The 18,916-nt window shown below is 71.7% G+C and carries 19 protein-coding genes and 1 pseudogene; 15 read left to right on the forward strand and 5 right to left on the reverse strand.

Translation table 11 applies throughout. The annotated features are described in order from the left end of the window. Window positions 1-140 precede the first annotated feature (140 nt). The 5 genes from ACIA77_RS05355 (at window position 141) to mptB (ending at window position 6,133) form a co-directional block, all read left to right on the forward strand. Window positions 141-1,082, forward strand: coding sequence for an ABC transporter permease (locus tag ACIA77_RS05355; protein WP_395884988.1), 942 nt, complete (start codon window positions 141-143; stop codon window positions 1,080-1,082). Then, a complete protein-coding gene (locus ACIA77_RS05360) occupies window positions 1,079-1,993 on the forward strand; it encodes an ABC transporter permease (RefSeq protein ID WP_395884546.1) in 915 nt (304 codons plus the stop codon). Before ACIA77_RS05355 ends, ACIA77_RS05360 begins: the two co-directional genes overlap by 4 nt. Next, on the forward strand, window positions 1,990-3,645 hold the full coding sequence (gene nikE, locus ACIA77_RS05365; protein WP_395884547.1) for a nickel ABC transporter ATP-binding protein NikE: 1,656 nt from the start codon (window positions 1,990-1,992) through the stop codon (window positions 3,643-3,645). The genes ACIA77_RS05360 and nikE overlap by 4 nt, the downstream gene beginning before the upstream one ends. Before the next feature lies 1 nt (window position 3,646). After that, window positions 3,647-4,417: a tyrosine-protein phosphatase gene (locus tag ACIA77_RS05370; protein WP_395884548.1), complete on the forward strand. Its 771-nt coding sequence runs from the start codon at window positions 3,647-3,649 to the stop codon at window positions 4,415-4,417. A gap of 147 nt (window positions 4,418-4,564) precedes the next feature. Next, window positions 4,565-6,133 (forward strand): polyprenol phosphomannose-dependent alpha 1,6 mannosyltransferase MptB, encoded by a 1,569-nt coding sequence (gene mptB, locus ACIA77_RS05375; protein WP_395884549.1) that lies wholly within the window; start codon window positions 4,565-4,567, stop codon window positions 6,131-6,133. Here the strand turns inward: mptB and ACIA77_RS05380 are convergent. Genes ACIA77_RS05380 through ACIA77_RS05395 form a run of 4 tightly spaced genes read right to left on the reverse strand, consistent with a single transcriptional unit; the run spans window position 6,130 to window position 10,082 of the window. Next, window positions 6,130-6,831, reverse strand: coding sequence for a hypothetical protein (locus ACIA77_RS05380; protein WP_395884550.1), 702 nt, complete (start codon window positions 6,829-6,831; stop codon window positions 6,130-6,132). The genes mptB and ACIA77_RS05380 overlap by 4 nt on opposite strands. A 10-nt stretch (window positions 6,832-6,841) precedes the next feature. Continuing rightward, window positions 6,842-7,255, reverse strand: a complete 414-nt coding sequence (locus ACIA77_RS05385) for a TIGR03668 family PPOX class F420-dependent oxidoreductase (RefSeq protein ID WP_395884551.1) — start codon at window positions 7,253-7,255, stop codon at window positions 6,842-6,844. Between the two features lie 2 nt (window positions 7,256-7,257). After that, window positions 7,258-8,157 (reverse strand): LD-carboxypeptidase, encoded by a 900-nt coding sequence (locus ACIA77_RS05390; protein ID WP_395884552.1) that lies wholly within the window; start codon window positions 8,155-8,157, stop codon window positions 7,258-7,260. Further along, the gene (locus tag ACIA77_RS05395) at window positions 8,154-10,082 is read right to left on the reverse strand and encodes a prolyl oligopeptidase family serine peptidase (RefSeq protein ID WP_395884553.1); all 1,929 of its coding nucleotides are present in this window, start codon (window positions 10,080-10,082) and stop codon (window positions 8,154-8,156) included. Before ACIA77_RS05395 ends, ACIA77_RS05390 begins: the two co-directional genes overlap by 4 nt. A gap of 119 nt (window positions 10,083-10,201) precedes the next feature. Between ACIA77_RS05395 and ACIA77_RS05400 the strand changes: the two genes are divergently transcribed. The 6 genes and pseudogenes from ACIA77_RS05400 (at window position 10,202) to ACIA77_RS05425 (ending at window position 15,322) form a co-directional block, all read left to right on the forward strand. Further along, complete coding sequence (locus ACIA77_RS05400) at window positions 10,202-10,777, forward strand: DUF3090 domain-containing protein (RefSeq protein WP_395884554.1); 576 nt, start codon at window positions 10,202-10,204, stop codon at window positions 10,775-10,777. A gap of 8 nt (window positions 10,778-10,785) precedes the next feature. After that, window positions 10,786-11,595, forward strand: coding sequence for an SCO1664 family protein (locus tag ACIA77_RS05405; protein ID WP_395884555.1), 810 nt, complete (start codon window positions 10,786-10,788; stop codon window positions 11,593-11,595). 187 nt (window positions 11,596-11,782) lie between these two features. Continuing rightward, window positions 11,783-12,269, forward strand: a pseudogene (locus ACIA77_RS05410) (aminoglycoside phosphotransferase family protein); the annotation flags it as partial. 247 nt (window positions 12,270-12,516) lie between these two features. Beyond that, window positions 12,517-13,323 (forward strand): DUF3097 domain-containing protein, encoded by an 807-nt coding sequence (locus tag ACIA77_RS05415; protein WP_395884556.1) that lies wholly within the window; start codon window positions 12,517-12,519, stop codon window positions 13,321-13,323. Between the two features lie 93 nt (window positions 13,324-13,416). Next, window positions 13,417-13,851, forward strand: a complete 435-nt coding sequence (locus ACIA77_RS05420) for an NfeD family protein (protein ID WP_395884557.1) — start codon at window positions 13,417-13,419, stop codon at window positions 13,849-13,851. Between the two features lie 118 nt (window positions 13,852-13,969). After that, complete coding sequence (locus ACIA77_RS05425) at window positions 13,970-15,322, forward strand: SPFH domain-containing protein (protein ID WP_395884989.1); 1,353 nt, start codon at window positions 13,970-13,972, stop codon at window positions 15,320-15,322. A 63-nt stretch (window positions 15,323-15,385) separates the two neighbouring features. Here the strand turns inward: ACIA77_RS05425 and ACIA77_RS05430 are convergent, their stop codons facing one another. After that, entirely contained in the window at window positions 15,386-16,729 is a 1,344-nt protein-coding gene (locus tag ACIA77_RS05430) for an MFS transporter (RefSeq protein WP_395884558.1), read from the reverse strand. Window positions 16,730-17,053: 324 nt separating this feature from the next. Here ACIA77_RS05430 and ACIA77_RS05435 point away from each other — a divergent pair, with 324 nt between their 5' ends. From ACIA77_RS05435 to ACIA77_RS05450, 4 genes are all read left to right on the forward strand, one after another. Next, complete coding sequence (locus tag ACIA77_RS05435; RefSeq protein ID WP_395884559.1) at window positions 17,054-17,488, forward strand: GFA family protein; 435 nt, start codon at window positions 17,054-17,056, stop codon at window positions 17,486-17,488. A 263-nt stretch (window positions 17,489-17,751) separates the two neighbouring features. After that, window positions 17,752-18,138, forward strand: coding sequence for a VOC family protein (locus ACIA77_RS05440; RefSeq protein ID WP_395884560.1), 387 nt, complete (start codon window positions 17,752-17,754; stop codon window positions 18,136-18,138). Window positions 18,139-18,143: 5 nt separating this feature from the next. Continuing rightward, window positions 18,144-18,461: an ArsR/SmtB family transcription factor gene (locus tag ACIA77_RS05445; protein WP_395884561.1), complete on the forward strand. Its 318-nt coding sequence runs from the start codon at window positions 18,144-18,146 to the stop codon at window positions 18,459-18,461. After that, window positions 18,458-18,901, forward strand: coding sequence for an SRPBCC domain-containing protein (locus ACIA77_RS05450; protein ID WP_395884562.1), 444 nt, complete (start codon window positions 18,458-18,460; stop codon window positions 18,899-18,901). The genes ACIA77_RS05445 and ACIA77_RS05450 overlap by 4 nt, the downstream gene beginning before the upstream one ends. The last annotated feature ends 15 nt before the right edge of the window (window positions 18,902-18,916 follow it).

Below are 18,916 nucleotides of genomic sequence, written 5' to 3' on the forward strand. Positions count from 1 at the left end.
CTCCGCGCGCCGGGCGCGCAGCGCGCCGGCCCCCGGGGCCCCCCCCCCACCCGCCCCCCCACCCCCCCCCCCCCCCCCCCCGCGGGCCCCCCCCCCCCCCCCCCCCCCCCCGCCCCGGGACCGGCACCCTCCGGTTCGTCCTGACGAAGGTCGCCGAAGCGATCGCCAGCATCCTGCTCGTGATCGTGCTCGGTTTCCTGCTGTTCCGGCTCCTGCCCGGCGACCCCGTGGCGTTCATGGTCCGCGAACGGCCCACCGACCCCGCCCAGATCGCCGAACTGCGCGACCGCCTCGGCATCGACAAGCCCGTGCTCACCCAGTTCTGGGACTACTTCACCGGCCTGTTCCGCGGCGACTTCGGCGAGTCCTACATCGAACGCCGTCCCGTGCTCGACATGATCGGCGAACGCCTCTGGCCCACCGTGCTGCTCGTCGGCAGCGCCACCGTGCTGGCGATCGCGATCGGCCTGTGGCTCGGCATCCGCGCCGCGTGGAAGCGCGACAGCTTCTTCGACCGCGCCCAGACCGGCATCGCCCTGACCCTGTGGTCTGTACCACAGTTCTGGCTCGGCCTGCTGCTGCTCGTCGTCACCGGCGGACTGTTCCCCAGCCGCGGCATGCACTCACCCGACACCGCACCGGGTTTCCTCCCGCAGACCCTCGACGTGCTGCACCACCTCGTGCTGCCCTGCGTCACGCTGCTCGCGGTGTTCTACGCGCAGTACATGCTGGTGATGCGCTCCTCGCTGCTGGGGGAGATGAACGCCGACTACCTCACCACCGCCCGCGCCAAAGGCCTGCGCGACGACCTCGTCCGCCGCCGCCACGCCGTGCCCAACGCGCTGCTGCCCACCGTGACGCTGGTGTTCATGCAGTTCGGCATGGTCGTCTCCGGCGCCGTCACCGTCGAGGCCGTGTTCTCCTGGCCCGGCCTCGGGCAGCTCACCTACGACGCGATCCACGGCCCCGACCTGCCCGTCCTGCAAGGCGTGCTCGTCGTCCTGGCGAGCGCCGTGGTCCTGATGAACCTGTTCGCGGAACTGCTCTACCGCGTACTCGACCCGAGGGTGCGCACCGCATGACCACCACCGCCCCCGCCGAAACCCCGCGCGCCATCGCCTGGCGCCGCCGCCGGGCCGCGGTCGCGCGCACCTGGCGCGACTTCGCCGCCCAGCGGGGCGCTCTGATCGGCTTCTGCCTGCTCGCCCTGACCGTCGCGGTCGCGGTCCTGCTGCCCCTGATCAGCGACTCCGACGGCCTCGACGTCACCAAAGCCACCGGCCACCCGCTCAGCCCGCCCGACGGGCAGTTCTGGCTCGGCACCGACATCGACGGCCGCTCCGTGCTGCTCATGACGATCTGGGGCACCCGGCTCTCCCTGCTCGTCGGGTTCTCCGCCACCGTGCTCAGCGTCCTGATCGGCACGATCGTCGGCATCGCCGCCGCGCACTTCGGCGGCTGGGTGTCGGCGATCCTGCTGCGGTTCACCGACTTCTTCCTCGTGCTGCCCTCGCTGATCCTCGCGATCGCGCTGTCGGCGGTGCTGCCGCAGGGCACCCGCACGATCATCCTCGCCATCGGCGTCACCGCCTGGCCCAGCACCGCCCGCCTCGTGCGCGCGCAGACCCTCACCATCGAAAGCCGTCCCTACATCGAGCGCTCCCGCGCCCTCGGCGGCGGCCACCTGCACGTCATCGGCCGCCACGTGCTGCCCGGTGTGTTCCCGCTCGTGCTCGCCAACACCACCCTCGTCGTCGGCAACTCCGTGATCGCCGACGCGACGCTGGCGTTCCTCGGCGTCGGCGACCCCAACGCGATCTCCTGGGGCGCGATGCTCGAGACCGCCCTCAACAACGGCGCCGTCAGCCGCGGGGCGTGGTGGAACCTCCTCCCGCCGGGCATCGCGATCGTGCTCGTCGTGCTGTTCTTCACCCTCGTCGGCCGCGGGCTGGAGACGGTGCTGAACCCCAGGCTCAAAGGACAACACCCGTGACCGCCCTGCTCGAACTCAAGAACCTCGGCGTCACCTACCGCACCGGCGGCGGCGACGTCCCCGCCGTCCGCGGCGTCGACCTGCGCCTGGAAGCCGGCGGCACGCTCGGCGTGGCGGGGGAGTCCGGCTCCGGCAAGTCCACCGTCGCCATGAGCGTGCTGCGTCTCCTGCCGCGCAGCGCCGAGGTCAGCGGTGAAATCCTCCTCGACGGAGAAGACGTCACCACCATGCGCTGGGGCCGGCTGCGCGCGGTGCGGTGGGCCGAAGCGTCCGTGGTGTTCCAGGGCGCGATGCACGCCCTCAACCCCGTGCGCCGCATCGGCGAGCAGATCGCCGAACCCCTGCGCCTGCACCCGCCCGAAAACGGGCCGCAGCCCGGCGAAGCCAAGATCAAGGCCCGCGTCGCCGAACTGCTGGAGCAGGTCGACCTCCCGCCCTCCCGCGCCGGCGCCTACCCCCACGAACTGTCGGGCGGGCAGAAACAGCGCGTGATGATCGCGATGGCGCTGGCCTGCTCACCCCGCCTCGTGATCGCCGACGAACCCACCACCGCGCTCGACGTGATCGTGCAGGCGCAGGTCCTCGAACTGCTGTCCAAACTCGTCGCCGAGCAGGACATCGGGCTCGTGATGATCAGCCACGACCTGTCCGTGCTCGCCGCGACCTGCGAACGCATCGCCGTCATGTACGACGGGCAGCTCGTCGAGGAACGCCCCAGCGCCGAGCTCATGACCGACCCGCACCACGAGCACAGCCGCGCACTCGCCGCCGCGTTCCCCACCGTCGGCGACCCCGTGTCCCGCTTCGCCCCGGCCACCAGCACCCCGCTGCCGCCCGAACCCGAGCACCGCGCCGGGCCCGGCGACACCCCGCTGCTCGAAGCGGCCGGGCTGCACGTGAGCTTCCGCGACCGCACCGGCAAGCGCATCCACGCAGTCAACGGCGTCGACCTCGCCGTCGGCCGCGACGAGATCGTCGCGCTCGTCGGCCAGTCCGGCTCCGGCAAGACCACCCTCGCGCGCACCCTGCTCGGGCTGCAGAAAGCCGACTCCGGCGCCGTGCGCCACGAAGGCCAGCCCATCCCGGCCGGCGGCGCCGCGCTGCGCGCCTACCGGCGCAAGGTCCAGCTCGTGCTGCAGGACCCCACCAGCGCCCTCAACCCCGCCCACACCGTCTACGAAGCCGTCGCCGAAGGCCCGCGCATCCACGGCCTGCCCGCCGAACGCGAAACGGTGCTGCGCGCCCTCGAAGCCGCCGAACTGCGCCCGCCGGAGAAGTTCCTCGACCGCCTGCCCCACGAACTGTCCGGCGGCCAGCGCCAGCGCGTCGTCATCGCCGGCGCCCTGGCCCTCGAACCGGCCGTGCTGGTGGCCGACGAACCCGTGGCCTCCCTCGACGCGTCCGTGCGCGGTGAAATCCTCGCCCTGCTGCTGCGCTTGCGGCGCGAACTCGGCCTCGCCGGCCTCGTGATCACCCACGACCTCGGCCTTGCGTGGAACATCGCCGACCGCGTCGCCGTCATGTACCGCGGGGAACTCGTCGAAACCGGCACCGTCGAACAGGTCCTGCTCGACCCCCGGCACGAGTACACGCGCTCCCTGCTCGCGGCCCTGCCCGGCGGCACCGCCCAGCGCGCGGGGACCGGGCGCTGACGTGGACCGGACCGTCACCTGGGAAGGCTTCTTCAACACCCGCGACCTCGGCGACCTGCCCACCCGCGCCGGCGCCACCACCCGCCGCGGCGCCTTCTACCGCGCCGCCGACCTGCGCTTCGTCACCGCGACGGGCTGGGCCCAGGCGCGTGCGGCCGGCCTGCGGACCGTCATCGACCTGCGCAACCCCGCCGAGATCCGGCCCGGTGCCCAACAGGCGGCGTTCACCGGTTCGGCCCGGCTCGCCGCCGACCCCGCCGGCGCCGGCGGACCACCCGGCCTCACCCGCGTCGAATTCCCGCTCGACGACGTCGACGACACCGGACTCTGGCGCCGCATCAGCGACGAGGAACTCGACGGCAGCCCGCTCTACTACCCGCTGTTCCTCCGCCACAAAGCGGCGCGCTGCGCCGCGCTCATCGAAACGATCGCCGCAGCCGAACCCGGCGGCGTGCTGGTCCACTGCGGCTCCGGCCGGGACCGCACCGGCCTGACCGCACTCCTGCTGCTGTCCCTCGCCGACGTCGAACCCGGGGCCATCGCCGCCGACTACGACTTGTCCACCGAAGCCGTCCGGCCCCTCTACGCCGCACTCGGCGTCGCGGACCAGAGCCCGATGATCGCGGCCCTCCTCGGCGAACGCGGCACCACGACCACCGAAGCCCTGCTCACCACCCTCGACGGGTTCGACGCCCGCCAGTACCTCCTGGCAGCCGGGGCGAACACCGCCGCCCTGGCCGACGTCCGGCGCCGGCTCCTCGCCGAGGCGTAGGCCGGAGCAGGCAACCCGCCCCCAACAGGACCGACCACGCGAACCGGGCCAACCGAGCACTCGGCGTGCGAACAGGTGCGCGAACACCGTCTGTGCGGGAGCCCGTGCAGTGAGGCGAAGATTCACCCGGTAATCTCCTGGATCGAAATGGCGACCACCACCGACTCCGCGCAGCCGTCCGTGTTCAGCGCCCCGGACGCGCAGTTCCTCACGCCCTCGCGATTCCCGTACCGCACGATCGCGATGGGCACCATCGGGACCACGCTGCTCATGCTCGCCGCGCTCGGCGCCGGTGGCATCCTGATCCGCGACCCCGTCCTCGGCCACGGCCCGCTGTCGTGGATCCGCTACGGCCACGGCCGCGCGCTCGCCAACGGGCTGCTGTACCTCGGCTTCGCGCTCGTCGTGTGGGCGTGGGTCCGCCTGGGCCGCTACGTGCTCGCCGGCCGCATCGGCAGCAAGCCCATCCTGGTCGCCGCGCTGTGCTGGATGGCGCCCCTGCTGGTGTCGCCGCCGCTGTTCACCCGCGACGTCTTCTCCTACCTCGGCCAGGGCGCCCAGCTGCTCTACGGGCTCGACCCGTACGCCAACGGCCCCGCCGAACTCGACGTGCTGCCCAACGTCGTGCAGAACGTGCACCCGCTGTGGCAGACCACCCCCGCCCCGTACGGGCCGCTGTTCCTGCTGATCTCCAAGGGGATCGTGTCCGTCACGCAGGACAACATGATCGCCGGCGTGATCCTCACCCGCGTCGTCCTGCTCGTCGGCCTCGGCATGACGCTCTGGGCGCTCCCGCGGCTCGTCAAGCACCTCGGCGGCAAGCTGCCCGTGGCGCTGTGGCTCGCGGTCGCCAGCCCCATGATGGTCATCCACCTCTTCGGCGGCCCCCACAACGACCTGATGATGCTCGGGTTCCTCACCACCGGCGTCCTCGCCGCGCTCGAGCGCAAGCACGTCGTCGCGGTCGTGCTCGTCACCATCGGCATGCTCATCAAACCGACCGCCGCCGTCGCGCTGCCCTTCCTCGTGTGGATGTGGGCCGCGAACATGAGCGGCGAGTCGAAGGTGAAGAACTTCTTCAAGGCCGGCGCCGCGTCCGTCGGGCTCTTCCTGCCCGTGTTCGTCGCCGGCACGTGGCTCTCGCTCGGCTCGCTCAACCTCGGCTGGTGGTCGGGCCTCAAGGCACCCCAGCTCATCGCGAACTGGCTCAACTTCCCGACCGGCATCGGCGAAGCCGTGTACAACCTCGTGCACCTCGTCGCCAACGTCCCGTCCTCGCCCTTCGTGACGGTGGCCCGCGCCCTCGCGATGCTCGCACTGGCCGCCTTCGGCATCCGCCAGTGGTGGCTCTCCCGCGACGGCGGCCCGCAGGCCGTCTACCGCGCCGCCATCACCCTGCTGGCCGTCGCGATCCTCATGCCGCCGACCCTGCCCTGGTACCTCACCTGGGGCTTCGTGCTCATCTCGGCGTTCCCCTGGGAGCGGCGCAACCTGTCCGCGGTCGTGGCCGTGTCGGTCTTCGTCACCCTCGTCTACTACCCGACCGGCGAACAGGCCCTCTACGACTGGTGGTTCATCGCGATCGTCGTCGTGGTCAGCCTCTACGCCGCCGCCTCACTGCTGCGCCCGGACCCCCTCGGCCTCATCACGGCGTGGCGCAAGCCGCGGGAAGAACAGTTCCTCCCCGCGGCAACCACCACCACGTCCGGCGACTAGGGCCGGCCGAGGGCCTCGGCGAACAGCGGCGCGACCTTCTTCAACACGGACTGGCCCTCCTTGTCGATCCAGTCCGTGTTCTTGAACAAGAGCGACTCGGCACGGTCACCCTTGCCCAACACCAGCACGCAGATCCGCACGCCGATGCGTTCGGTCGGCGCCGCACAGAACCCGTACTGCGCCTCCGCCACCTTCGGCGCCGTGAACTCACTGACCGACGTGAAATCGAGGTCCCGCACCGTCACGTGGCCGCAGGCGAGCGCCTTCTTCACGCCGTCCACGACCTGGGCACCGGTGTAACCGTCGTACTCGGCCACGAGTTGCGCGATTTCCCCGTGGTGATCGCTCGAGTGCGCCTGCGCCCCCAGCTTGGCCTTGGCGTCCCAGGGCTGCGGAGCACCGCACGCGTTCACCAGCCGCAACGGTGTCGTCTCACCGATGATGTACTCGACCGGCTGCACGTACTCGTCCTGCCCGACCTTCGCGAGCTCGTCGTCCGTCGGCAGCAACCGCTCCAGCGTCGGCGGATGCACCACCGACGAAGGCGGCACGCTGCTCGACTCAGGCGGCTTCGGAACCGACCTGACCGGCGGCTGCACCGCACTTGACGAGCACCCGGTGACCAGCACCGCGAGACCGGACGCCACCGCCGTTTTCCACAAAATTCGTCTGTGCACGGCACCAAGATCGACGATCATCGGGTGATCGTTACGAAGCCGCCCAGCCGTGCCATGAGTGGACCGTCGTGGAGACCACCGCGTGTTCCGGCGGGTGCTGCGCGTACTGCGGGTACTTCGCCACCAGCCACGACACCGGCTCGGCCCGCGAGGAGGCGTCCAGGACGCGGGCGACGCCGTCCGCGCGGGCCCACCACAGTTGCGTCCAGTCGTCGGAGTAGGCGTCGGCCAGGAAGGAGACCGACGGGTTCTCCGCGATGTTCGCCAGGCGCCGCAGGGAGGTCGTGGACTTGGGTTTGTGGTCGACCGCGAAGACGATCTCGTCGCCGGCCACGGCGAAGGTCACCGGGACCAGGTGCGGGACGCCGGAGGCGGAGACGGTGGCGAGCCGGGCCACACGCGAAGCGGTGAAGCGGGCGCGGGCTTCCGCAGCGGACAAACGCATGATCAGGCCAACGCGGGGGAGTCGAGGGTGATCGTGGCGAGTTCGGTGTCCAGCGAAGCCCGCGCGCCCAGCGGCAGCGTCGGCGATGACGCCACGTGCCCGAACCCGAAATCGCCCAGCACCGGGATCCCCAGGGGTGCCAGGCGCTCCAGCAGCAGCGCGCGGATCTCCTCCGGGTCGCCGCACGCGGCCCACGAGCCGAGCACCACCGCGCGCGCCCCGGCGAACCAACCGGCACGCAGCAGCTGCGTGAGCATCCGGTCGATCCGGTAGCTGCTTTCGGTCACGTCCTCCAGCAGCACGATCCCGTCGCGCGCCGAACCCTGCTCGGGCGTGCCCAGGCCCGCCGCGAGCAGCGACAGGTTCCCGCCCACCAGCACACCCGACGCGCGGCCGGGCACGAGCACGTCCGAGCCCGGGGCGCGCAGCACGCGGGTGCGTTCGGGTTCGAACAGCGTGTGCCGCAAGTGCTCGGCCGCCGCCTCGTCGAACAGGACCGAAGCCGGCATGGGGGAGAACAGCGTGTCCACATCCAGGTGCGTCGCGACGGCGCGGTGCAGCGCAGTCACATCGGACGAGCCCGCCAGCACCTTCGGCCCGGCGGCGCGCAGCGCGGGCCAGTCGACGAGGTCCAGCATCCGCTGCGCCCCGTACCCGCCGCGCGCGGCCAGGACGCACGCGACCTCCGGGTCGAGCCACGCATCGGTGAACTCGGCCGCTCGCACCTCGTCCGGCGCCGACAGGTAGCCGGCCCCGCAGCCACGCACGGCGTCACCCACGCGGACCTTCACACCCCAGCCGCGCAGCACCGGCAGCGCCCCGTCGAGCAGGTCCGGCGCGACCGGCCCGGACGGCGCGACGAGCGCCACCGTGTCACCCGCCACCAGCCGTGGTGGTCTCATCGCGAGAGCTCCAGCTTCGGCACGTCGGGTGTCGCGAACCCGAGCACCTGCCCGTAGAACGACAGCTCCGCCTCCAGCGCCGTCACGATCGTCTCCGCGCGCCGGAACCCGTGCTGCTCACCCGGGAACCGCAGGTAGGCGTGGTCGACGCCGCGGCCGGCCAGGCCCGCGACGAACCGGTCCGCCTGCTCCGGCGGGCAGATCTGGTCCTCCAGCCCCTGCAGGAACAACACCGGCCCGGCCAGCGACTCCGCGTGCGTGATCGGTGACCGCTCCCGGTACCGCTCCTCGGTCTCCGGGTACGGCCCGACCAGCCCCTCGAGGTACTGCGACTCGAAATCGTGCGTCTCGCCGCCCGCGCCGGTCCAGGTCGCGAGGTCGAGGATCGGGAACTTGATCGTCGCGGCCGCGTACGTGCGGGTCATCGTGATCGACGCCGCCGAGGTGAACCCGCCCGCGCTGCCACCGCGGATCGCCAGCCGCGCCGCGTCGGCCGAGCCCTCGGCCACGAGCGCCTCGGCCACCGCGACGCAGTCCTGCACGTCCACGACGCCCCACTGCTCGCGCAGCCGCTCCCGGAACGCCCGGCCGTAGCCGGTCGAACCGCCGTAGTTCACGGCCACGACGCCGATGCCGCGGCTGGTGAAGTACGCGACGGTCAGGTCCAGCGCCGCGTCGCTGCGCCCGGTCGGCCCGCCGTGCACGTGGACCAGATACGGCGGCAGCTCACCCTCGGGCGCCACGAAGTCCGGGTTGGCCGGCGGGAAGACGAACGCGGGGATCCGCGCGCCGTCGGCCGCGGTGAACACGCGCTCCCGCGGCACCGGCAGGTACTCCTTCGCCGGCAAGTCCGCCGGCTGCGGTGTCAGCGCCGTCCACGAGCCCGTTCCGAGGTCCACACGCACCACGGCGCTCTCCCGGTCGGCGCCGGCCGCGATCCCCACGACCCCGCCCGGCACGGCGGCCAGCCCCGAGGCCGACCACTCGCTCAGCTCGGCGGCCACGGGCGTCACCGAGCCGTCGTGCTCGTCGAGCACCGACAGCTGCCCCGACGCGAGGACCGCGTGGCGGCCACCGCCCAGCGGGGTGAACCAGCTCGCCCCGAGCTTCCACATCGCGCCGCCGAACTCCTGCTGCACCGGCGCCAGGTTCGTCACCGATCCGTCGAGCGAAACGCGGTGCAGGTTCCACCAGCCATCCGGGTCCAGCAGCGCCAGCAGGCTGTCCGCCGTCTCCCACTCCAGCTGGCACACCGCCACGTCGCGGCCACCGGCGAGCACCTTCGCCGTCCCGAACACGCCGTCCTCGCCGACGGGCGCGACGAACAGCTCCGTGCCGTCCCACGGCATCGCCGGGTGGTCCCACGCGAGCCACGCCGCGTGCGCACCATCGGGCGAAAGCTGCGGCGCGGTGAAAAACCGGTGCCCCTCCACGAGCACACGCTCACCCGAACCGTCGAGCGAGATCGCCACCAGCTCCCGCGCGACGTCCGTGCGCCGCGGACCGGTGCTGCGCTCGCGCACCGCCCACACCTCACCCTCGCGCCCGGGGCGCAGGTCGCCGTAGCGCACACCCTGCGGCTCGGCCGGTTCCGGCGTCAGCGGCGTCACCACCCCGTCGACGGAGGTGTGGACGCGCTGATCGGCCCAGTGCGTGAACACCACCGCGCCACCGGTCGCCACCCAGGGCCGGCCGCCGTACTCGTGGACGCGGTTGCGCACGTTCCACGGCGCCGGCAGCACGTCCTCGACGCCGCCCGGCACTTCCCGCACGAGCGCCACCCGGCCGCCCTCCGCGGGCCGGGCTTCGGCCCACCACAGCTCGTCACCGACCGTCGTGAGCCACTGTGCGCCACCCCCCGCCGCCGCGACGTCCGCCGCCGAAACGGGTGAGGTCCAGGTTCCGTATGCAGAGATCTGTGGCACCCGGAAAGCCTAACGGCGATCCGCTGCGTGTCCGCACCCGCACGCACCGCACCGAAATCCCGGTCAACCAGGGGCGGCGGATGCCGATCAAGCGCCCGTGGCCTAGGGTCGAGGGTGCTATGTCTCGCGTAATCCACGTCTTCCGCAAGCCCGACCGGTTCGTCGCCGGAACCGTCGGCGAGCCCGGCGATCGCACGTTCTACCTCCAGGCGTCGGAAGATGTCAGGACGATCAGCGTGACGATCGAGAAACAGCAGGTGGCCGTCCTCGCCGAGCGCCTCAGCTCGCTGCTGGAGGAGGTCGCCAGCCGCTTCGGCGCCGACGTGCCCGCCGACGTCCCCGAGGACCAGCTCGACGTGGACCCGCTCACGGTGCCCGTCGAGGAGGAGTTCCGCGTCGGCACCATGGGCCTGGGCTGGGACGCCGACTCCAGCGCCGTCGTGATCGAGCTGCTCGCGATCACCGACGGTGAGGTCGACGAGACCGTCGTGCTCGACGACACCGAGGAAGGACCCGACGCCGTGCGGGTGTTCCTCACCCCGGTCGCCGCCCGCGCGTTCGCCGAGCGCGCCGACCGCGTCGTCAACGCCGGCCGCAAGCCCTGCCCGCTGTGCGGCGAGCCCCTCGACCCCACCGGGCACATCTGCCCGCGGCAGAACGGCTACCGCCGCGACGTCGACGTGGCCGAGGACTGAGGCCGGGCGTGGCGACCACTGCTCCGGAGCCTTCGGACCCCGCTGCCCGCGAGTTCGTCACCCACGGGCGCATCGACGTCGAGGGCCGGCTCGTCGACGCCTCCAACGTCACGCTCTTCTGCGCGATCGAACTCGACGGCGTGACCGGCCGCGTGGTGTACAAGCCGGTGTCGGGGGAGCGGCCCCTGTGGGACTTCCCCGACGGCACGCTCGCGGGCCGCGAGGTCGCGACCGCGATGATCGCCGACCGCAGTGGCCTCGGCGCCATCCCGCCCACGGTGCTGCGCGACGGGCCGTTCGGGCCCGGCATGGTGCAGCTGTGGGTGGAAACCGCCGAAGAGGACGAACTCGTCGACGTCTGCGCGCCCGACGAGGTCCCCGAAGGCTGGCGCACGGTGCTGCACGCCCACGACCGGCTCGGCGAACCCGCGGTCCTCGTCCACGCCGACCACCCCGGCATGCGTGAGCTCGCCGTGCTCGACGTCGTCGTGAACAACACCGACCGCAAGGGCGGGCACCTGCTCGCCGGCACCGACGGCCGCGTCTACGGCGTGGACCACGGCATCTGCCTGCACACCGACCCCAAGCTGCGGACCGTGCTGTGGGGCTGGATCGGCGAACCCCTCGGCGCCGAAACCGCGGACAAACTGCGGAAACTGCGCTCGGACCTCGACGGGCAGCTCGGCGCCGAGCTCGGTGAGCACCTCACCACGTTCGAGATCCGCGCCCTCGAACAGCGCACCGACTTCCTGCTCGCCGAAGCCGTCTTCCCCGAACCGGGCGACGACTGGCGCGCCATCCCCTGGCCGCTGTTCTGACCGACGCGCTCGACACCGCGGCCCGCGCCCGGCTGATCGACCGGTTCGGCCCCGCGGTCGAACCGTGGTGCGACGCGCTGCCCGCCCTCGTCGCGCGCCTGGCCACCCGCTGGGACCTCACCGTGCGCGAGCCCGCCCGGGCAACACCGGCCGCACCCTGCTGTGCGACAGCCCGGCCGGACCGCGCGTGCTGAAACTCTGTCCCGACCCGGCGATCGTGGCGGCCGAAACCCTGGCGTTGCGGGCGTGGGCCGGCCTCCCGCGGGTCGTGCAGGTGCTCGACGCCGACCTCACCGAAGGCGCGCTCCTGCTCGAAGGACTCACGCCCGGCACGACCCTGACCGACGCCGAGATCCCGTGGGACCAGGTCCGCGACCTGCTCGCCCAGCTTCACGGCGTTTCGGCCACCGGCGCGTTCCCCACCCAGCTCGAGCGCGTGCACGCGATGTTCGACCTCGCCGAACGCCGCCTGCGCGGCTCGGCCGCCGAAGCGCACCTGCCGTGGCAGCTGCTGCACACCGGCCGCGCCCGCGCCGCCACGCTCGCCACGACCGGCCCGCTCGCCCTCGTCCACGGCGACCTGCACCCCGGCAACGTCCTCGACGCCGGCCCCGGCCGGGGCATCGTCGCCATCGACCCGCGCCCGTGCCTCGGTGACCCCGCGTTCGACGCCGTCGACTGGGCCTACCTGCCGCTGTCGGCGGGCGGCACCCTCGACGACGGCCTCGCCGTGCTGCCCGACCCCGCCCGCACCCGGGCGTGGTGCGTCGCCCTCGCCCCGCTCGTCGCCATGGGACCCCTGCGCCGCACCGGCCCCACTCCGTTCACCGACGCGGTGCTGCGGCTCGCCGCGTAAGGAACTCCCGCCGCCCGGCGTGGCGCGACGACGCGGCCCCCTCCGCAGCACTAGCGTGCTCGGCCGTGCGCTCACATTCGTACGACGACGTGCTGGCCGGTCCGCGCAAGCGGAAGGTGCCCGACGTGCCGGCCGAGCCGGGGCTCGTGGTCGAGGATCCCGCCAGCGGTTACTGCGGCGCGGTCGTGAAGATCGAGTACGGCAACGTCGTCCTCGAGGACGCGAAAGGCCGGCACCGCGTGTTCCCGCTCGGGCCGGCGGCGTTCCTGCTGGAGGGCAAACCCGTCACCCTCGTGCCCGTCCGCCAGGCCGCGGCACCGGTGCGGCGGGTGTCGGCGTCCGGCTCGGTGAAGGTGCAGGGCCTGCAGGCCCGCGTCGCCCGGGATTCGCGGATCTGGGTGGAGGGCAAGCACGACGCGGAGCTCGTCGAACGCGTCTGGGGCCACGACCTGCGGGTCGAGGGCGTGGTCGTCGAACCGCTCGACGGCGTCGACGTGCTGGCCGAGCGGATCGCCGAGTTCGGCACCGGCCCGGGACGGCGGCTCGGCGTGCTCGTCGACCACCTCGTCAAGGGCAGCAAGGAGTCGCGACTGGTCGGGCAGATCCGCGACGAGCAGGTGCTCGTGACCGGTCACCCGTACGTGGACATCTGGCAGGCGGTGAAACCCGCGGCCGTCGGCATCCGCTCGTGGCCCGAGATCCCGCGCGGCGTGGAGTGGAAGGTCGGCATCTGCGAGGCGCTCGGCTGGGGCGAGACCTACGAGGGCTGGCAACGGGTCCTCGCCGCGGTGAGCAGTTTCCGCGACCTCGAGACCCCGCTCATCGGCGCCGTCGAGCGGCTCATCGACTTCGTCACCGAACCCGCCGAATAAGCGTCCGATGTGTCCGGTTCGGGCAAGGTCACGCGTCGGTCACGTCGAGTCACTTGCCCGGTGCGAACCGGCGCGATCTGAGAGCATGAGCACATGGCAGCGGCACTGATCTGGCTGATCATCGGCATCGTCCTGATGATCGCGGAAGTCATCTCCGGCGACTTCGTGCTGATCATGCTCGGCATCGCCGCCCTGCTGGGTGCCGGGTCCGAAGCGATCACCGGCAACCTCTTCATCGACGTCGCCGTGTTCGCCGTCAGCTCCGTCGCGCTGCTCGCCCTCGCCCGCCCCGCGCTCAAGCGGCGCTTCCTCGCCGGCTCCCACGTGCGCACGGGCACGGACGCGCTCATCGGCGCCCGCGCCGTTGTCGTGTCCACAGTGGACTTCGATGCCGGCCAGGTGAAGATCGGGGGAGAGGTGTGGTCCGCGCGCGCCGTGCACGAGGCGCAGCCGCCGATCGCCCCCGGCACCAGCGTCACCGTCGTCGAGATCTCCGGTGCCACCGCCGTGGTGGACGTCTTGTCGTGACTTCGCCGGAACGTCGCAAATCGGTACTAGGTAAGGGGAAACGCTCTTGTCGACTATAGCGATCGTCGTGGTCGCGCTACTGGCACTGTTCGTCATCATCACGGTGGTCAAGGCGATCATGGTGGTGCCACAGGCCCAGTCGGCGGTGATCGAGCGCCTCGGCCGGTTCCGCACGGTCGCCTCGCCCGGCCTGACGTTCCTGGTGCCCTTCCTGGACAAGGTCCGCGCGCGGATCGACCTGCGCGAGCAGGTCGTCTCGTTCCCGCCGCAGCCCGTGATCACCGAGGACAACCTGACGGTCAACATCGACACCGTCGTGTACTTCCAGGTCACCGACTCGCGCGCGGCGGTGTACGAGATCTCCAACTACATCATCGGTGTCGAGCAGCTCACCACCACCACCCTGCGCAACGTGGTCGGTGGCATGAGCCTGGAGGAGACGCTGACCTCCCGCGACGCCATCAACAGCCAGCTGCGCGGGGTGCTGGACGAGGCCACCGGCCGCTGGGGCATCCGCGTCGCGCGCGTGGAGCTCAAGGCGATCGAGCCGCCGCCGTCGATCCAGGACTCGATGGAGAAGCAGATGCGCGCCGACCGCGAGAAGCGCGCGATGATCCTCACCGCCGAAGGCCAGCGGGAGTCGTCGATCAAGACGGCGGAAGGCCAGAAGCAGAGCCAGATCCTCGCCGCGGAAGGCCAGAAGCAGGCGGCGATCCTCGCGGCCGAAGCCGAACGGCAGTCCCGCATCCTGCGCGCACAGGGTGAACGCGCCGCCCGCTACCTGCAGGCGCAGGGCCAGGCGAAGGCCATCGAAAAGGTGTTCGCCGCCATCAAGGCCGGCCGCCCGACGCCCGAGGTGCTCGCCTACCAGTACCTGCAGACCCTGCCCCAGATGGCGCAGGGCGACGCGAACAAGGTCTGGATGATCCCGAGCGACTACGGCAAGGCCCTCGAAGGCTTCGCCCGCGCCCTCGGCGCCCCGGGCGACGACGGCGTGTTCCGCTACGAACCGCCGAAGGACGACACCCCCGAAAAGCCCGACCTCGAGGACGACGAGGTCGCCGGCTGGTTCGACACCACGAGCGACCCGAAGGTCGCCGAGGCCGTCGCCGCCGCGGAAGCCGTGGCGCGCAAGGAGGTCCCGGGCCCGCTCGGCACCGAACCGCACCGCCGCGCCATCGGCGGCGGCACTCCGTCGCTCGAAGCCGGCGCGGAAGAGGCCGACGAGCCCCCGGCGCCGCCCGCGCCCGAACGCCCGCAGCCGCCGGCCACCCCGCCGCCGGGCATGCAGCAGCAGGCTCCGCCGTCGCTCCCGCAGCCCCAGCCCCCGACCGCCCCGCCGGGTGGCTCGTACCAGGGCCCGCCGCAGCAGTTCGGCGGCGGCCGGCCGCAGGGACCGGGCAGCGGCCCGTTCCCGCAGCAGGGCCCGTTCGGTGGCCCGCAGGGCGGCCCGCCTCCGCAGGGTCACTGAGCAACCTCGCAGACAACGGGGCGGGGCACCGGAATTCCGGTGCCCCGCCCCGTTTTTCGTCCGTCAGCGCGCGTACACGCTCGCGTCCTCGATGTTCGCCTTCGACCGGTCCGGCAGCGCGACGACGCACAGGATCGTCACCACCGCCGAGAGCACGATGTAGATCGACACCGAGTACGGCGTTCCGGTCAGGTGCAGCAGCCAGGTCGCCAGCAGCGGCGCCGGCCCGCCCGCGAACACCGACGCCAGCTGGTACCCCAGCCCGGCGCCGCCGTAGCGCAGGTGCGTCGGGAAACTCTCCCCGATCAGCGCGGCCTCCGGCCCGTACTGCATCGCGTGGGCCACCAGCGACACGATCACCGCCAGGAACACCAGCGCGTGCCCCCCGTGGCTGAGGATCGTGAAGTACGGGAACGCGATCACCCCGGTGAGCACGGCACCGGCGAGGTACACGTGCTTGCGGCCGATGCGGTCGGACAGCTGGGAGAACACGGGGATGAGCACGAGCTCCGCCGCCGCCCCGACCAGCACCGCGTTGAGGATGAACGTCTTGCTGAACTCCGGCCGCTCCGCGACGTAGACGAGCACGTAGCTGGTGAACAGGTAGAACGGCATCTGCTCGCTGAAGCGCAGCCCGGCCGACAGCAGGATCTCGCGCCAGTGGTGGCGCACCGCGTCCTTCACCGGCGCCTTCGACGTCTTCTTGTTCGCCACCACCGCCGCGAACATCGGCGTTTCGAGGATCCGCAACCGGATCACCAGGCCGATGATCACGAGCACCAGGCTCAGCAGGAACGGGATCCGCCAGCCCCACGAGTTGAACTGCTCGGTCGACAGCGTCGCCGACAGCAGCGTCATGCCACCGGTGCCCAGCACCAGCCCGACCGGCACGCCGACTTGCGCGAAACTCGCCAGCAGCCCGCGTTTGCGCTGATCACCCCATTCCATCGCGAGCAGCACGGATCCGCTCCACTCACCACCGATCGCGATGCCCTGCACCAGCCGCAGCAGCACCAGGATCAGCGGTGCGGCGATGCCGATCGACTCCGTTCCCGGCAGCACCCCGACCACCGCCGACGAGAGGCCCATCAGCAGCAGCGTGACGATCAGCGTCGCCTTGCGCCCGAGCCGGTCGCCCCAGTGCCCGAAGATCGCCGCACCGATCGGGCGCGCCGCGAACCCCACGGCGTAGGTCGCGAACGACTGCATCGCGCCCGCGTACCCGCTGGAGGCGGGGAAGAACAAGTGCGGGAAAACCAGCGCCGCGGCGGTGTTGTAGAGGAAGAAGTCGTACCACTCGATCGTCGTGCCGATCGACCCGGCGAGCGCCGCTCGCCGCACCTGCACCCGACGGTCTCCGGAGGAAGCTTCGACTGACTGGCTGACTTCGTTGTCGCCTAGAACCATGCTGCACACCTCTCGTGACAGACGTCACTCAATAGTGTGAGGCACCGTAGCCGGTTTGACGATTCCTGACGAACGATCCAGCCAGGTCGTTTCACGCTGTCACCCACCGTGTCCGGAATTCACCGGACGGTCCAGCCGCTTTTGATCTTCGGCTGCCCTGCAGGCGGTGTGCCTACGTCCACCAGGGACAGGCTCGAACGCGAAAAGGCGGCGATACTCGGGACAGATCTTCCCGGCACCGTCCACGTGGGACTCGCCGGGAGGTGCCACCATTTCCGGCCGGGCGCGACACCACCCGGCGAAAACGCGAAGGAGAACCAGAAAATGACGAGCACCGGCACGACGGCCCCCGAGGTGCGAACCGGGCACTGTCTGTGCGGCTCGATCGCGTACCGGTTCGAGGCGGAGCCCGAACTCGTCGTGCTCTGCCACTGCGACGACTGCCAGCGCCACACCGGTTCGGCTTACTCGGAGAACGTCCTCGTGACCCGCGACGCGGTCAAGATCGAAGGCACCCCCCGGTCCCACCAGACCACCGGAACCGAGAACGGCCACCTGCGCGACCGGCTGTTCTGCGGCGAGTGCGGCACGCCGATCTTCACCGTGCTCCACGAGACGCCCGACATCCTGATCGTCAAAGGCGGCACCCTCGACGACCGGTCGTGGCTCACCCCGACCGCCGAGGTGTGGGGTCGCCGCGCGCAGCCGTGGGTCGAACCGAACCCGGCGCGGGTGCGGTTCGAAGGCGACGCGAAGTAATTCCGGCCGCGCAGTCACGGCCGCTCGGAATTGGCGGAACAGCAAGGAAATCGAGCGCCGAATTTCTCGAGCGTGGTGCGCCGGCGCAAATGACAGCACCCCACCTGGCTCGATTTCGGGAACGCGGTGACACAAGTGTTCCGGACCAGTCCTCAGCGCCCGCCGTGTCAGGCCGGGCGGGGCGGCAGGATGCTCGCCGCGCGGAGCGAGCACAGCGGCCACCGACCTTGACACGTAGGAATTCTCCTACCTATTGTCGGGCCATGACCGTCTCCCGCATCCAGTTCGTCACGGTGCCGGTGGCCGACCAGGCCGCCGCCCGTGACTTCTACGTCGGCAAGCTCGGTTTCGACGTCGTCGTCGACCGCGCCGGGCCCGCCGGCCGGTTCGTGATGGTGGCGCCGAAGGGCGCGCAGACGGGCCTGGTGCTCGTCGACTACCCGATCAGCGGGGTGCAGCCGGCCGGGCCGCTGCACTTCCAGCTCGACACCACCGACCTCGACGCCGACGTCACGGCGTTGCGCGCCAACGGGATCGACGTCCCCGACCCACAGCCGATGCCGTGGGGCCGGGCGACCTCGATCAAGGACCTCGACGGCAACGGCGTCGGCCTGCTCGAGCCCTCGGCGTTCGGCGACCGGCCGAACTGAGCGCAGTGCCCGTCAACGACGACGTCTTCGCCGCGCTGGCCAACCCGGCGCGCCGCGAGGTGCTGCGGTTGCTGCTCGACGGCCCGATGGCCGCCGGTGACCTCGCCGAGCGCTTCGCGATGCGCCGCCCCAGCCTCTCGGAGCACCTGCGCGTGCTGCGCGAAGCCGGCCTGGTCACCGAGGAGCGGACCGGGCGCAACCGCGTCTACTCGCTCGAAGCCGGCCCGCTCGAGGAAGTGGCGTCGTGGCTGAGCCCGTTCGAGGAGTTCTGGCGCACGAAGCTCACGGCCCTGCGCGACCTGCTCGACGAGGAGGACCTGTGACCGCGACCCCGGAGGACCCGACGGCGATCCACGTCGACCAGTTCCTCCCGCACCCCGCCCGCAAGGTGTGGCGCGCGCTGACCGAGCCCGACCTGCTCGAACGCTGGCTGAACATGCCCAACGACATCAAACCCGTGGTGGGGCACCGGTTCGAGCTGCTCGCCCAGCCGGTGCCCGCGGCCGGGTTCGCGGGCGGGCCGGTGCAGTGCGAGGTGCTCGTGGCCGATCCCGAACGCGAGCTGAGCATCCAGTGGGGTCCGCAGTGGACCGTCACCTGGCGGCTCGTCCCGGAAGGCCGCGGCACGCGGCTGTTCCTCAGCCACGAGGGCTTCGACCCGGGCGACGAGTCCCAGCGCGTCGCGCGGCGGATCATGGGTGGCGGCTGGCGCTCGCACGTGCCGCGGGCACTCGAACGCGTGCTCAGCGTGCTTCCCGGCTGAGCCCGGCTACGATCA

It is taken from the genome of Amycolatopsis sp. NPDC051903 (assembly GCF_044452505.1).
GTDB lineage: Bacteria > Actinomycetota > Actinomycetes > Mycobacteriales > Pseudonocardiaceae > Amycolatopsis.

Bases quoted from the DNA above. Each gene is read 5' to 3' on its own strand.
- ACIA77_RS05360 (WP_395884546.1), top strand. From the start codon at position 1,079: ATGACCACCACCGCCCCCGCCGAAACCCCGCGCGCCATCGCCTGGCGC.
- mptB (WP_395884549.1), top strand. From the start codon at position 4,565: ATGGCGACCACCACCGACTCCGCGCAGCCGTCCGTGTTCAGCGCCCCG.
- ACIA77_RS05380 (WP_395884550.1), bottom strand. From the start codon at position 6,831: ATGATCGTCGATCTTGGTGCCGTGCACAGACGAATTTTGTGGAAAACG.
- ACIA77_RS05385 (WP_395884551.1), bottom strand. From the start codon at position 7,255: ATGCGTTTGTCCGCTGCGGAAGCCCGCGCCCGCTTCACCGCTTCGCGT.
- ACIA77_RS05390 (WP_395884552.1), bottom strand. From the start codon at position 8,157: ATGAGACCACCACGGCTGGTGGCGGGTGACACGGTGGCGCTCGTCGCG.
- ACIA77_RS05400 (WP_395884554.1), top strand. From the start codon at position 10,202: ATGTCTCGCGTAATCCACGTCTTCCGCAAGCCCGACCGGTTCGTCGCC.
- ACIA77_RS05420 (WP_395884557.1), top strand. From the start codon at position 13,417: ATGGCAGCGGCACTGATCTGGCTGATCATCGGCATCGTCCTGATGATC.
- ACIA77_RS05425 (WP_395884989.1), top strand. From the start codon at position 13,970: ATGGTGGTGCCACAGGCCCAGTCGGCGGTGATCGAGCGCCTCGGCCGG.
- ACIA77_RS05430 (WP_395884558.1), bottom strand. From the start codon at position 16,729: ATGGTTCTAGGCGACAACGAAGTCAGCCAGTCAGTCGAAGCTTCCTCC.
- ACIA77_RS05435 (WP_395884559.1), top strand. From the start codon at position 17,054: ATGACGAGCACCGGCACGACGGCCCCCGAGGTGCGAACCGGGCACTGT.
- ACIA77_RS05440 (WP_395884560.1), top strand. From the start codon at position 17,752: ATGACCGTCTCCCGCATCCAGTTCGTCACGGTGCCGGTGGCCGACCAG.